The sequence below is a fragment of the Winogradskyella eckloniae genome (assembly GCF_013249045.1).
Lineage (GTDB): Bacteria > Bacteroidota > Bacteroidia > Flavobacteriales > Flavobacteriaceae > Winogradskyella > Winogradskyella eckloniae.
On record NZ_JABRWP010000003.1, the window covers coordinates 432,971 to 447,271 of the forward strand.

The following is a 14,301-nucleotide window of genomic DNA, read 5'->3' on the forward strand; positions in this document are numbered from 1 at the left end:
AAGCTTCAGTACAACACATAAAAAAAGTCCAGTACTGTTGTACTAGACTTTTTCTGATGTAGCGAGAACGAGATTTGAACTCGTGACCTCTGGGTTATGAATCCAACGCTCTAACCAACTGAGCTACCTCGCCATTTTCAATTACGTTGTATAGACTTGTTAATTTTCAAGATTGAATATACGTAATTGCGGCTGCAAATATAAAAACAAATTCTACGACAGCAAACAATAAAAACTAAAAAAAATAATTTTAATTTAAAGCTTAAGAATCCATCATAAATTGTATATATTGAGCACATAATATAACTATCTATGGACGATAAAGAAAAATTTGAAATGGAGTTTGTGATTCAGGCATCACCAGCTTTACTATATACCTACATATCAACACCTTCTGGCTTATCAGAATGGTTTGCAGATAACGTTAATTCTCGTGGTGAATTGTTTACTTTTATTTGGGATGGTTCCGAGGAGCAAGCTAAATTATTAAGTAAAAAAAGTGGCGAACGCGTAAAGTTTCGTTGGCTAGAAGATGACGAGGATGGCTTATCTAATTATTTTGAAATGCGTATTCAGGTCGATGAAATTACAAAAGATGTCTCTTTAATGATTACAGATTTTGCTGAAGATGATGAAATTGAAGAAGGAAAAATGCTTTGGACCAACCAAATAGGAAGTCTTAAACAAGTTTTAGGCTCTAGATAGCTAGGAAATAACTTATCTCATTTATATTTGTCTCGATTTAATTTAAACCTAAATCGAGATTTTTTTTGGACATTATTATACTTGCATTTTCAAAGTATAGTCCGTTTTTAATTATTAATGTCTTTTTTTAAGATGGTTCCTTGAGGGGACTTTAGGGGTGTTTTTTATGGTAAATTTTAACGGTGCATTGCTGTCACAAGCAGATTCTAAACTAACAGTACATAATAGAGGTTATAAATATGGCGATGCCCTTTTTGAAACCTTAAAAGTGGTTAATGGTAAAATATTCTTTTGGGAAGATCATTATTTTAGATTAATGGCCTCAATGCGTATTTTAAGAATGGAGATTCCTATGAATTTCACTATGGAATTTTTAGAGGTCGAAATCTTAACAACGTTAGAAGCCAACGACTTATTACGAGCATCGGCACGTGTAAGACTAAATGTAGATAGAGGTGAAGGCGGTAAATACGCACCAACTGCAGACGCAACAGTAGGTTACCATATTAGTGTAGAACCGCATGACAATCCTTTTTATACGATTGATACGCAAGCGGCTTATAGAGTTGATTTATATAAAGATTATTTTGTAGCGCCAGGCTTATTATCGGGTTTAAAGTCTAATAATAAAGCCATTCAGGTCATTGGAAGTATTTATGCCAAAGAAAACGACTTTGATAATTGCTTAGTGCTTAATACCAACAAAAGCGTTATTGAAGCCTTAAACGGCAATTTATTTTTAGTAAAAGGCGCGCATATAAAAACACCTCCATTAGAAGATGGATGTCTTAAAGGGGTTATGCGAAAGCAAATTTTAGAATTGGTATCTAAAGATGTTAATCTCACGGTAGAAGAAGCATCTATAAGTCCGTTTGAACTTCAAAAAGCCGATGAGTTGTTTGTAACCAACGTAATAAAAGGTATTGTGCCCATTACTAAATATCGTAAGAAAGTATTTAAAAAGGAGTTTGCTCAGGGTTTAATCACGAAGCTAAATGCAAAACTAAGGTTGGTGTAACCTATTAATTATAGCTTGGATTTTCTGGCGCATTAGACCAAATGCTATAATCGCCACCGAGTTCTAACATTTTATCGCGCCAAAACGAATTACAAGATTTTGAAATGATCTCATTGTTATAGACATTCTCAGAGACTAACCATGCATTAGATTTGAGCTCATTGTCTAGTTGTTTTTCATCCCAACCAGAATAGCCTAAAAAGAATCGAATATCAGTAGCCGTGATTTTACCGTTATTGATTAGCTCAATCACTACAGCAAAATCGCCACCCCAAAAAATGCCATTAGAAATTTCTACACTGTCGGGAATAAGGTCTGGAGATTTATGTATAAAATAAAGATTGTCTTGCTCTACAGGACCGCCATTATAAACAGGGAATTCCGAGTCTGTACCATCAATAAGATCTTTAAGGTTGTACTCTAAAGGTTTGTTTAATATAAAGCCCACAGAACCCAACGCGTTATGGTCTGCTAGGAGTATAACAGCGCGATTAAATGAAATATCTCCGATGATGGAAGGTTCAGCAATCAGTAGATTACCTTTTTCGGGTTTGTTCATTTTAGGCTTTTAATTAGAGTAATAATCTATTATGAATTACTAAATCTAGTTTTTTTTTGTTAGATAAACAACTTAAATGCCTTAAAATTAGGACAAAAAAAAACCTGCTCATGGAGCAGGCTTTATATTTTAAACTAAATATGTCTTAGTTTACTGCGCTACTTAAGTCAGAACCTGCCTTAAATTTCACAACATTTTTAGCTTTGATTTTGATAGTTTTACCAGTTTGTGGGTTTCTTCCATCTCTTGCCGCTCTTTTAGAAACTGACCAAGAACCAAATCCTACTAAAGATACTCTGTTACCTTTTTGTAAAGATCCTTCAATATCAACTAATAAAGAGTCTAATGCTTTTTTTGCTGCTGCTTTAGTGATTCCAGCATTCTCTGCCATTCCGTTGATTAAATCTGTTTTGTTCATAAAATTATAATTTAAATTTGTTAAATAATTCGATTTTAAATAAGTGTTGTTAAAATCCGTAGACAAAATTATTAGTAATATTCAGCTACACAAGTAATAGCAAGGGAAAAACGGATTTTTGTTGATAACTTGAGGCATTTGTTAATAACCAAGATGCATTTTAACGGATTTTTCACAAATCCAATGTTTACAAGGGTTTACAGCATTTTTGCGGAGGAAGAAAATCGAAAGCCGTTCAGAAGTGATTTTACTGGCATTTTTCGCTTGCCTGGCAATTGAATTTCTAAAATATTTATGTAACCGCCTTGGCATGATACTTTTAGCGCATCTTTGGATGCAATCACGGTGCCGAGCTCTAATTGATGTGTAGCTTCAATTTTTTCTACAGCATAAATTTTAACGGATAAGGGCTGGTCTTCATCATTATCGAGATAACACCAAGCCGTTGGAAACGGATTTAATCCTCTTATCTTATTATATATAGTGTCTAAGGTTTGGGACCAATCTATTTTGCAATTGTCACGGTTAAGCTTATAGGCTGTTTTTAAATCTTTAGACTGCGGTTGTATCGTTGTGGTCACGGCATCTGCTTTGATTTGCGCCACGGTTTCTATGACCAAAGCGCTACCAATACGCATTAAATCGTCGTGTAATTCACCCACGGTAGTCGTCTTGCCAATGGAAGTTTCTTCACTTTTAATTATGGCACCTGTATCTATTTTTTCGTCAATAAAAAATGTAGTCACACCTGTTTTGGTTTCTCCATTAATAATAGCCCAATGGATGGGTGCTGCACCTCTATACTGTGGTAATAGTGATGCATGAAGGTTAAACGTACCATATTCTGGCATTTGCCAAACCACTTTTGGCAACATTCTAAAGGCTACAATAATTTGTAAATTGGCGTCTAAAGCCTTTAACGTTTCAATAAAAGAGGTGGCTTTTAAATTTGTTGGTTGTAGAATGTTTAAATCATGTGCTAACGCAAATTCCTTTACAGCCGAAGCTCTTAGTTTTTGACCACGACCAGCAGGTCGGTCTGGAGCTGTAATAACGCCAACAACCTTATAATTGTGGTCTATTAGTGCTTTTAAACTGGCAACGGCAAAGTCTGGAGTGCCCATAAAAACGATGCGTAAGTCACGTTGTGTTGTCATATAAGAGTATAGGTGTTTGTTGGTGTTAATGTTATGGTTTTTGTTTCTATTAATTCTGAAATGCTCCGAAACAATGCTTCTTCAGAACAGTTTAACTGTTGCATTAATTGTCGCGAAGATAAGGCTTCAGTCTGTAATAGTTTTAAAATTTGAAAGGATATAGCATCACTAGAAGCGTCTGTAGCTTTTGTAGATGGCGCTGTACAAACTGAGCAAATACCACAATTGGTTTTAGAAGTTTCTCCAAAATACTGAAGCAATTGTCTATTTCTACAACGCGTATCATTTTTGATGTAGTGCAATACGGCCTCTATTTGCTGATGCTTTAAACGGTGTTGTTGTTCAATAGTTTTGGCAATAGGGTTTATGGTAATCGCATCTTCTCTGGGTTTAATAAATGTAATTTCAGAATCTGTATTGGCTATTTGTAAACTAATAACGTCATCGCTCTCTAAGCGTTGCAATTGTGCAATAACTTGTTTTTCAGATAACTTGGCTTTTTTTGTGATTAAACTCAAATCCACTTTGGTGTCATAGTCAAATATGCCACCATAGGTTCTTAATATAACTTTTACCAGTAGGTTGAGATCTTTATGTGTTTCTAAATATTGAAACAAAACCGTATTTGTGGTGATAAACTGAATTTTGGTTCTGTAATTAAAATGTTGCGTTAAGGTAATGACAGCATTTCTATCGAGTAAAATAAGAGCGTTGTAAGTAATCGAGGCACTTAGTTTGTACTGTTGGCAAAAGGACTTAAAATCAAATTGATGTAAGGTGTTTTCGCCTTCGCCATAGGATATTTGAAAGTAATTACACAACTTATTATAAACCGTTTTTACAAAAGTAACGGATGGTAACGCGCTTAAAAACTGATTGCGTAAATGATCTTCATCAATGTGCTGTTTTAAGATAATAGCATGGGCTTTTTCTCCATTTCTTCCGGCGCGTCCTGCTTCTTGGTAATAACTTTCTAAACTTTCGGGTAAATTAAAGTGAATCACGGTTTTAACGTTGGCCTTGTCAATACCCATCCCAAATGCTGTCGTTGCCACCATAATAGGTGTTTGCTCATGCGTCCATTGGTATAAGCGTTCTTGCTTTTCCTTATGGGTAATACCACCATGATAAAAGGTAGACGAAAAGCCTTTTGCCTTTAAATACTGATGTATATCAGTGGTGGCACGTCTGTTTCTAACATAGATAATGGAGGATTCAGGAGCGTTGGTTAAAATCTGTTCTAATTGAAAGAGTTTATCATCCGTATGTACAACGCTGTAGGCAATATTAGGTCGTGTAAACGAAGCTTTAAAAACGCTAGGATTTATAAAATCGAGATTTTTAATAATATCTTCTACCACATTATGTTTTGCCGTTGCAGTTAGTGCGATGCAATTAACATGAGGATGTAACTCCCGTAAGACCGAAATGTTTTTATAAGCAGGTCTAAAATCATTGCCCCATTGGCTAATACAATGCGCTTCATCTACAGCAATTAGGTTCACTTTCATGCGCTGAATGCGTTCCTTTACCAAGGTCTGTTGCAGGCGTTCTGGAGACAGGTAAAGAAATTTGTAATTCCCATATATGCAATTGTCTAATTGTGTGTCTAAATCCTTATAAGACATGCCAGAAGTTAAAGCGATGGCTTTAATACCTTTTTCTTTTAAGGTATTTACCTGATCTTTCATTAAGGCAATTAAAGGCGAGACCACAATGCAAATACCCTCTTGAATCAGAGCAGGAATCTGAAAACAAACGGATTTTCCACCACCTGTTGGTAGTAATGCAAAGGTGTCTTCATGGTTTAAAACAGAAGAGATAATGTCTTCTTGATAAGGTCTAAAAGACGTGTGTTGCCAATATCGTTCTAATACTTCTATAGGATGCATTACTGCAAAGTTAAGGACTCTAAAATAAAATCGGTTCGTGTGGCAACACTGCCAAAGGGTACATCAATTAACTGGTAACCAAATCGTGTATACGTCGCAATAAGGTGCTGGTGAATTTTAGTAGCTTCTTCAAAGTTTTCATAGCGTTCATTGTCGCTAGTAAAAATGGCTTTCCAAGGTGCTAAAATAAAAATGTAATCATAGGTGTACTGTGCACAAGCCTCTACAAAATGTTGCGGATAGCTGTCGCCAATAAAATCCATATAGGCGATGACATCAGGTAGGCCTCTGTCTAAAAAAACAAATGCTTCTGTTGCCTCAGCAGCATCTTTAAATTGTTGGATTCTACCTTCTAAAAGTTTTTCACTAAAAAGTAAAGGTTCTGTAAGGAATAATTGCTCTATACCATCTTGCCTGGCTTGTAAGGTAATCTGCCTTGAGACTTCATCAAAGCACTTAAAATTACGTTTTTTTAAGGCATTAATCAGTGTTGTTTTTCCTGTTCCAGGACCTCCAGCAATTACAATTTTTTTTGGGTTCAATGTCATTATTATGTAAACATTTAATAAGCGTTAAAAATAAGGGATTAATAGTAGAAAATTAAAATCCTGTTAGATTTTTGAATTTAAAAGTAAAATAGAAGTAAGTATGCCATCATCTATTGTGGTTGTTTTAGGCTAGAAAAACGCTTGAAAATAGATTTGTGCTTTTGCTTTTAAGTTTTAAACGTATCTTTACAGCCATAAAAAATGACTATGGAGAATTCTAAAAAGACGGACGAATTTTACGAAAAATTAAAATCGCAATTGTACGATACAGCCCTTTGGCCTACCACCTATTTATATAAGTTTATTGTACTTACAGATGGTTTGGGAATTAAGCAAATTGAAGCCCTTTTCGATAATTTAGGCGCCGTTATCACCACAACCGCATCAAAAAACGGAAAATACACCAGTGTGTCTATTAATGTAAGAATGAAAAACCCAGAAGCTGTAGTGGATAAATACAAAGAAGTGGCGGAAAAGGTAGACGATGTAATTTCTCTATAAAATACCTTTTAAGCTTCGTATTTTTTTGTACTTTGCAACAAAACCTAGAGACTTCAGGTTAAAACATATTTACTACACACATTTTACAATTTTGATTGACGATTTAGAATACAACACAGAGCGCGAGCATTTAATAATTCCGGAATACGGACGTCATCTCCAAAAGATGATTAATCACGCAAAATCTCGCGAAACCAAAGAAGAGCGCAATAAGTTAGCCAATGCCATTATATCTGTAATGGGTAATTTACAACCGCATTTAAGAGATGTTCCAGATTTTAAGCATAAGCTTTGGGATCAGCTATTTATTATGGCAGATTTTGATATTGATGTTGACGCACCTTATGGAGAGCCTTCAAAGGAAGAAATTCAAGCCAGACCAGAACCTCTTAAATATCCGCAAAACCATCCTAAGTATCGATTTTATGGAAATAACATAAAAACAATGATTGATGTCGCTGTGAGTTGGGAAGATAGTGAGTTAAAGGAAGCTTTAACCTATACGATTGCGAATCATATGAAAAAGTGTTTCCTTAATTGGAATAAGGATACGGTTGAAGATGATGTAATCTACAACCATTTGTATGAACTTTCTGGTGGAAAATTAAACCTTAAAGATAGTGATGAAGACCTTACGGATTCTACGAGTTTAATGCGTACAAAATCGAAGTATGGTGGTAAAAACAATTCAAACAAAAAGAATAACAATTCCAACAAGAAAAAATATTCTAATAACAGAAAACGTTACTAATACGAATGGGTACATTTAAAATTGAAGGTGGTCACAAGTTAAAAGGAAAAATTCAACCACAAGGCGCAAAAAACGAAGCATTACAAATTTTATGTGCAGTGCTTTTAACTGCTGAAGAAATTAAGATCGATAATATTCCAGATATTATTGATGTCAATAAACTCATTGCCCTTTTAAAAAAATTAGGTGTAAAAATTAATAAATTAGGAAAAGGCTCTTATACCTTTAAAGCTGATGACGTTAATTTAAAATATTTAGAATCTGCAGAATTTAAAGAAGACGGAAAAGGGTTAAGAGGATCCATTATGATTGTTGGGCCATTATTGGCACGATTTGGTAAGGGTTATATTCCTAAACCAGGTGGTGATAAAATAGGGCGTCGAAGATTAGATACACACTTTGAAGGTTTTATTAACCTTGGTGCAGAATTCCGTTATAACAAAGAAGATTTATTTTATGGTGTTGAAGCTAAAAAGCTAAAAGGCACATATATGCTTTTAGATGAAGCCTCAGTAACCGGAACCGCAAATATTGTTATGGCTGCTGTTTTAGCAGAAGGCATCACAACCATTTACAATGCTGCTTGTGAACCGTATTTACAACAGTTGTGTAAAATGCTTAACCGCATGGGCGCTAAAATTTCTGGTGTTGGTTCTAACATGTTAATTATTGAAGGGGTTGATACTTTAGGAGGAACAGATCATAGAATGTTGCCAGACATGATTGAAATTGGAAGTTGGATAGGTTTAGCAGCTATGACTAAAAGTGAATTGACCATTACTAATGTGAGTTGGGATGATTTAGGACAAATTCCTAATGTTTTTAGAAAAATAGGAATAACTGTAGAACGCCAAGGCGATGATATCCATATTCCAGCACATACTAATGGTTATGAAGTGCAAAACTTTATTGATGGATCTATTTTAACTATAGCAGATGCACCTTGGCCAGGATTTACACCAGATTTATTAAGTATAATCTTAACGGTTTTAACACAAGCGAGAGGGAGTGCAGTTGTACACCAAAAAATGTTTGAAAGCCGTTTGTTCTTTGTAGATAAATTGATAGATATGGGCGCAAAAATTATTCTTTGTGATCCGCATAGAGCGACCGTAATTGGTCATGATTTCAAATCGACTTTAAAAGCGACAACCATGACATCGCCAGATATAAGAGCAGGTGTGTCTTTATTAATTGCAGCATTATCGGCGAAAGGAACCTCTATGATTCATAATATAGAACAGATAGATCGTGGATATGAAAACATTGATGAACGTCTTAGAGCTATTGGTGCTAAGATTGAACGCTTAGAAGGCAATTAAGCCGCACAGCATTAAATCAAATAAAATTAAAGAAAGACTACAGACCATTGTAGTCTTTTTCTTTTCTAATCGTTTCAATTTTAATGGGCAGATGGAAACACAGCCAAATTACGTTAAAATTGAATCCATTATTAATAGGTTGTCTATCGGTAAATAAAGTTATTTCATCGAGGTATTAGATCATAGGCTATCAATAATTTGTATCTTACGATTTAAAATAATTTTGAAATTATAATCAAATGAAACCATTTTTCCCTCTAAAATGTTGCATTTTGTTTTGTCTATTTTTGACGAGTCAGTTGGTTTGTGCACAACTGAATGATTTTAATTTTTCAGTATCTACAAGTGCGGCTTCATGTGCAAGCAATGGTTCTATTGCTATGACGGTTTCTGGGATAACCACAGGTGCAGAAGTGACGTATATCTTGTATTTGTCTCCCGATCTTGATACGCCAATTGCACAAACTTCAGAATCAACATTTAGTAATCTAGCAAGTGGTCAGTATGTCGTAGAGGCACGCCAAACGTTGAATGCAGATGAAAACACACAAAGTGCTGATGCACATATTGAAGATGTTTTTTCGGTTTTAGATTTTGAAATCAGCCAAGGTTTCACAGGCTCTTGCAATAACACCACTGTAATGGTCACGACGTTATCTGGTAGTGCGGAACTTTTTGAAGTGATTTCTGGCCCTGTGACTGTGCCGCCACAACTAGATAATACGTTTAATAATCTTCCCGAAGGCACATACATTATTCGTGTTTTTGATACCTGTGGAAATGCTATTACTAAGACCTATACTTTAATTTTAAGTGATTTTTCCTATTCCATTTCTACAGCAGCACAACCGAATATTTTAAATAATTGTGATGAAACTACAATTATCCAGGTCATTACAGCAAGCAATGGTTCTCAGCTTTTTTATCCCATTACTGTAGATTATTCGATTAGTTATTCAGATGGAAATGAAACCACCAATTTTAGTCAAACCCATGAGGATGGTCCTGAAACGGAACTCGAAATTTCTGTGACAGTAACGGATTATGACGATCAATCCTTTACGGTAGAAACCGAAGTACAAGATAGCTGTGGTGATAGCGTTTCACATACGGAAAACATTGATCCAACACCAGAGGTCAACATGTCTGCTGTGACCAATGTATGTGGAAATGATTTAATTATAGATGTGAGTAATATCGTACTGCCATATACACTAGAATTTATAGAAGCGCCAGCAGCATTTAATTTTTCAGATTATTATGATAATGGAGGCGTTTTTACGGAAACCGTAGTTTCTTTTGAAGATGAGGACTTAGGGGTTCCTTATGGCTATTATGAAGTGAATATTGTAGATGCCTGCGAAAGAACTGGGACGGCAGCTCTAGCATTAATAGAAGAGCCAATTTTGCCTAATATTTCGGCAACAAATGGAGGATGTGATCCTCTTACAGGTGCTTTGTCTATTAACATTCCTAATAGAGAAATCGTTTCGGCAGTGTTTACCGAGGCACCTGATGCCTATGAAAATGGCTTGCCAGATGACATGTCTAATTTTATTACAGATAATGGGTATTTGGTAGTGGATGTATTGCCTAAAGGAACTTATGTTGTAGAGCTGGTAGATAGTTGCGGCGATGCCTATGTTGAAGTTGTTGAGATACCCGAACTAGAAGAAATTAATCTTAATGTATCCACTTTCGTGGGCTGTAGTTCTGATGTTGGGAGTTTGCGAATCAATGGGGCTTATGGTGCTGTAGCTTCTGTGCTATTCATTGAAGCACCTTCTGCATTTTCTCAGACTTTACCTTTTGATTATAGTGCTGCCATTTTACCAGAAGGATTTTTCTATGTCGATGATTTGCCAGTAGGAGATTATACCATTGAATTTACAGACAGTTGTGGCAATGAATTTATGTTTAATCAAGTTATAGAATCGTATAATTATAGTAATAATGAGGCTATTTTTAATTTGCAAAAAAATTGTGGTTCTTTTGACTTAAGTATCATGGATACTGATGTGTCAGTTGAAAATCAATCGTATTGGTTTCAGAAGTATTATCCTGAGAATGAGGGTTGGGGACATCCTTCTACAGGTGTCTTGTATGATGAAGACCAGTTGCCAAATACGACTAATGCGATCTCATTGCAAAATGGCGAAAGTCTTCTAAATAATTTTGTGGTTGGTTCATTTAGATTGATAAAAGTTTTTCAATCTGCGATTAATCCAGATTCTGATGCCTTTTGTTTTGACGTTTTTGGAACGTTTGAGATCACCTCTGATTTAGTAATAAATGATGTGTTTAATCTTAATTGTGAAGGTGGTTCTGGGCCATCTGATATCATAGTGGATGTAGCAGGTGTGCCACCATATAATTTTTCTATAGTTTCTCCTATATTTATAGATAATGGCGAAAATAATGTTTTTAGTGGTTTAAGCGCTGGGATTTATGACATTAGAGTAGAGGATGTGTGTGGGCAGATTGAAGCTATTACTGTAAATACAAATAATTTAGTGCCTGTTGTAAACCTTAATGAGGCTTCAGATTTAGTGAGTTGTCAACCGAGTTCCACTAACCAAGTGCAGTTTGATTTATCACAACAGAATGCGCAATTATTAGGGAATCAAAATCCTGATGATTTCACCATAACGTACCATGTGTCACAAAATGATGCGGATAATGGTGTGCATGCCATTTCTGAAAATTATGAGAATATAAGTAATCCGCAAACCATTTATGTACGAATGGTACACAATACCTTAGACATTTGTTATGAAACCGGAACATTTCAACTTATAGTAGGCTCTATTCCGCAGTTAGAACCAGATGAATTTATTACCCTTTGTGAAGGTAACACAGTACTATTATCTGCCGCATCAGGATATACGAGTTATTTATGGTCTACTGGTGAAACCACACGAAGTATTGTTGCCGATACGGTTGGTGATTATACGGTAACTGTTTCCAATGATTATAGCGATTTTTCTTGTGATGCTACTAAAACCTATACGATTACAGTTTCTAGTATGGCGAGTATTGAGGCCATAATAACTGAGGACTTTACTTCACATAGTAATTTTATTGATATAGAAGTGTCAGGTCTTGGTAATTATGAATATTCATTGGATGGCATAAACTATCAGTTAGATAGTTATTTTGATTATTTAGATTCTGGGATTTATACAGTATATGTAAAAGACAGTAATGGCTGTGGTATCACTACCGAAGATATTTCATTAATAAATTATAAAAAATTCTTTACGCCTAATGGCGATGGTGAAAATGAATATTGGCATATTACAGGTGCGCAATTAGAACCAGATTTGCAAGTATATATCTACGATAGATATGGAAAGTTACTCGTTAGTTTTTCTGGAAATGATAGTGGTTGGGATGGACGCTATAATGGTAATCTTATGCCAACGAGTGATTATTGGTTTGTTGTAAAGCGCTCTAATGGTTTAACCCATAGAGGTCACTTTACGCTTAAACGTTAATTTTAATTGAAACGCAACTTATTCTAAGGCATACAGAAATTGTTCTGAAGTAATTTTTCCATCTTTGACTTCAAAAACGGCTAGCTCTTCCATTTGTTGTCTTCCTCTGTCTTTAAAGGTGAGATCAAATTTCATTTTTGTAGTAAAATGATTGCCTGCAACTATAGGCGCACTAATAGAGCTTGCATGAATTTCTTCTACGTTATCTAACCATTCTTTATTTTTATTCCAGACATTTTGTTTTCCGGTAATACTTTCACGAGGCATTCCAGGCATTTCTTTACTTACAACATCTTCTGAATAAAGCTCATTAATGCATTCTAAGTTTTTACCTTTTTCACACATTTCTTTCCATTTTTTTGCTACACCCCAAGTATTCATAATTGTTTCAGTTTTAATTAATGCACTAAAGTTAACTAAAGTTTTGTCACTTTACTTAAATAATTTTTATGTTTTTAACATTTAATTTGAAAACACTATAAATAGATTGGCTTTTAATTGCAGTTGTTAATAGAAGCGAAAAGACTATGTTAAAGCCGATTTATAGGTCATAAGACAGCGTTCTCTCGCTTTTTTATGATCTACAATAGGTTGAGGATACGTTAATTCTTGGTAATCGGGAACCCATTGCTGTATATATTGATGCGCTTTGTCAAATTTTTGAATTTGTGTGGTGGGATTAAAAATTCTAAAATATGGTGCGGCGTCAACACCACAACCGGCAACCCATTGCCAATTTCCAACATTACTCGCCATATCATAATCATGTAGTTTTTCTGCAAAGTAGGCTTCACCTAATCGCCAATCCATCAATAGATGTTTGCACAGAAAACTGCCAACCAACATTCTTACTCTGTTGTGCATAAAACCTGTGGCATTTAGTTGTCGCATACCTGCATCTACTAATGGATAACCGGTTTTACCTTCGCACCACGCTTTAAATTCAGTTGCATTATAACGCCATTCAATACGGTCGTATTTAGGTTTAAAAGCTTCGTTTTTTGTATGTGGAAAATGCCATAGAATTTGCATAAAAAATTCGCGCCAAATTAGTTCTTGCCAAAATATTTCATTGTCTTCAGCAATGGCTTTCTTTATCATTTTACGAATACTAACCGTTCCGAATCTTAAATGTGGTCCTAAACGTGATGTGGCATCTTGCGCAGGATAATTTCTAGTGGCTTCGTAATTTTGAATCAAAGTGGGTGTGACATCATAAGGTGTAATGTCTTGGTTCGATTTTTTAAATCCAATATCCGCTAAGGATAAATTCGGTAATCTGCTATGCTCAAGAAGGTTATCTAAATAGGAATTGGTGTAGAAAATTTCTAAATCTAAGGCTCTAAACTTTTCTTTCCATTTGCGCATATAAGGTGTATACACTAAATAAGGTTTTCCATCATTTTTTACAACCTCACTTTTTTCAAAAATAACCTGGTCTTTATAGGTTTTAAATTCAATATTATGCTTTTCTAAAAGGGTTTTAATCGACGTATCACGTGTTGTAGCATAAGGCTCGTAATCATGATTTGTAAACACAGTTTCAATATCGTATTCTGAAATTAATAGCCTGTAGATGTCTTCAGGCTTTCCTTTATACATGGCAATGCTACTACTATGTTCATCTTGTATGGTTAGACTTAAATTTTGAAGTGTTTCAAATATGAAAGTAACACGCGCATCATCTTCCGGAAGGTGTTCTAATATTTCCGTATCAAAAATAAAAATTGGCAACACAGGATAGTCGCCTTTTAGCGCTTCATAGAATCCGCGATTATCGTCTAATCTTAAATCGCGTCGAAACCAGAAAATGTTTACTTTTTTACTCATGTGTTGTTGTTTGTGGTTGGTGGTTGGTGGTGGTCAGTAATTAGTGCATCGTGTAAAGTAAAAGGTTTGGTTTATTATATTCAGCCTTTGAATCTCTGAATCT

At 35.1% G+C, this 14,301-nt stretch carries 13 protein-coding genes and 1 tRNA gene; 6 read left to right on the forward strand and 8 right to left on the reverse strand.

Going from position 1 to position 14,301, the window contains the following annotated elements; all coding sequences use genetic code 11:
• Window positions 1-59 precede the first annotated feature (59 nt).
• A tRNA-Met gene (locus tag HNV08_RS07275) sits at window positions 60-133 on the reverse strand.
• A 179-nt stretch (window positions 134-312) separates the two neighbouring features.
• Here HNV08_RS07275 and HNV08_RS07280 point away from each other — a divergent pair.
• Both HNV08_RS07280 and HNV08_RS07285 read left to right on the forward strand, forming a co-directional pair.
• Entirely contained in the window at window positions 313-705 is a 393-nt protein-coding gene (locus HNV08_RS07280) for an START-like domain-containing protein (RefSeq protein ID WP_173280506.1), read from the forward strand.
• 166 nt (window positions 706-871) lie between these two features.
• Window positions 872-1,723 (forward strand): aminotransferase class IV, encoded by an 852-nt coding sequence (locus HNV08_RS07285; RefSeq protein WP_173280507.1) that lies wholly within the window; start codon window positions 872-874, stop codon window positions 1,721-1,723.
• Between the two features lie 4 nt (window positions 1,724-1,727).
• On the opposite strand, the gene HNV08_RS07290 is transcribed toward HNV08_RS07285, so the two are convergent.
• The 5 genes from HNV08_RS07290 to HNV08_RS07310 form a co-directional block, all read right to left on the reverse strand.
• Window positions 1,728-2,282, reverse strand: a complete 555-nt coding sequence (locus HNV08_RS07290) for a YqgE/AlgH family protein (protein WP_173280508.1) — start codon at window positions 2,280-2,282, stop codon at window positions 1,728-1,730.
• A 145-nt stretch (window positions 2,283-2,427) separates the two neighbouring features.
• Window positions 2,428-2,766 carry an HU family DNA-binding protein gene (locus HNV08_RS07295; protein WP_262886685.1) on the reverse strand — a complete coding sequence of 113 codons (339 nt, stop codon included), beginning with the start codon at window positions 2,764-2,766 and terminating at the stop codon, window positions 2,428-2,430.
• A 131-nt stretch (window positions 2,767-2,897) separates the two neighbouring features.
• Complete coding sequence (fmt, locus tag HNV08_RS07300) at window positions 2,898-3,857, reverse strand: methionyl-tRNA formyltransferase (RefSeq protein ID WP_173280509.1); 960 nt, start codon at window positions 3,855-3,857, stop codon at window positions 2,898-2,900.
• The gene (locus HNV08_RS07305; protein WP_173280510.1) at window positions 3,854-5,749 is read right to left on the reverse strand and encodes a RecQ family ATP-dependent DNA helicase; all 1,896 of its coding nucleotides are present in this window, start codon (window positions 5,747-5,749) and stop codon (window positions 3,854-3,856) included. The genes fmt and HNV08_RS07305 overlap by 4 nt, the downstream gene beginning before the upstream one ends.
• The gene (locus tag HNV08_RS07310) at window positions 5,749-6,291 is read right to left on the reverse strand and encodes an AAA family ATPase (RefSeq protein WP_173280511.1); all 543 of its coding nucleotides are present in this window, start codon (window positions 6,289-6,291) and stop codon (window positions 5,749-5,751) included. Before HNV08_RS07310 ends, HNV08_RS07305 begins: the two co-directional genes overlap by 1 nt.
• Before the next feature lie 213 nt (window positions 6,292-6,504).
• Between HNV08_RS07310 and HNV08_RS07315 the strand changes: the two genes are divergently transcribed.
• The 4 genes from HNV08_RS07315 (at window position 6,505) to HNV08_RS07330 (ending at window position 12,368) form a co-directional block, all read left to right on the forward strand.
• Window positions 6,505-6,798, forward strand: coding sequence for a DUF493 family protein (locus tag HNV08_RS07315; protein ID WP_173280512.1), 294 nt, complete (start codon window positions 6,505-6,507; stop codon window positions 6,796-6,798).
• 91 nt (window positions 6,799-6,889) lie between these two features.
• Entirely contained in the window at window positions 6,890-7,549 is a 660-nt protein-coding gene (locus HNV08_RS07320; protein WP_173280513.1) for a DUF4290 domain-containing protein, read from the forward strand.
• A gap of 5 nt (window positions 7,550-7,554) precedes the next feature.
• Window positions 7,555-8,871, forward strand: a complete 1,317-nt coding sequence (gene murA, locus HNV08_RS07325; RefSeq protein WP_173280514.1) for a UDP-N-acetylglucosamine 1-carboxyvinyltransferase — start codon at window positions 7,555-7,557, stop codon at window positions 8,869-8,871.
• Window positions 8,872-9,143: 272 nt separating this feature from the next.
• Window positions 9,144-12,368, forward strand: coding sequence for a T9SS type B sorting domain-containing protein (locus HNV08_RS07330; protein WP_173280515.1), 3,225 nt, complete (start codon window positions 9,144-9,146; stop codon window positions 12,366-12,368).
• A gap of 18 nt (window positions 12,369-12,386) precedes the next feature.
• Here the strand turns inward: HNV08_RS07330 and HNV08_RS07335 are convergent, their stop codons facing one another.
• On the reverse strand, window positions 12,387-12,749 hold the full coding sequence (locus HNV08_RS07335; protein ID WP_173280516.1) for a nuclear transport factor 2 family protein: 363 nt from the start codon (window positions 12,747-12,749) through the stop codon (window positions 12,387-12,389).
• 144 nt (window positions 12,750-12,893) lie between these two features.
• A complete protein-coding gene (locus HNV08_RS07340) occupies window positions 12,894-14,198 on the reverse strand; it encodes a cryptochrome/photolyase family protein (protein WP_173280517.1) in 1,305 nt (434 codons plus the stop codon).
• Window positions 14,199-14,301: the final 103 nt, after the last annotated feature.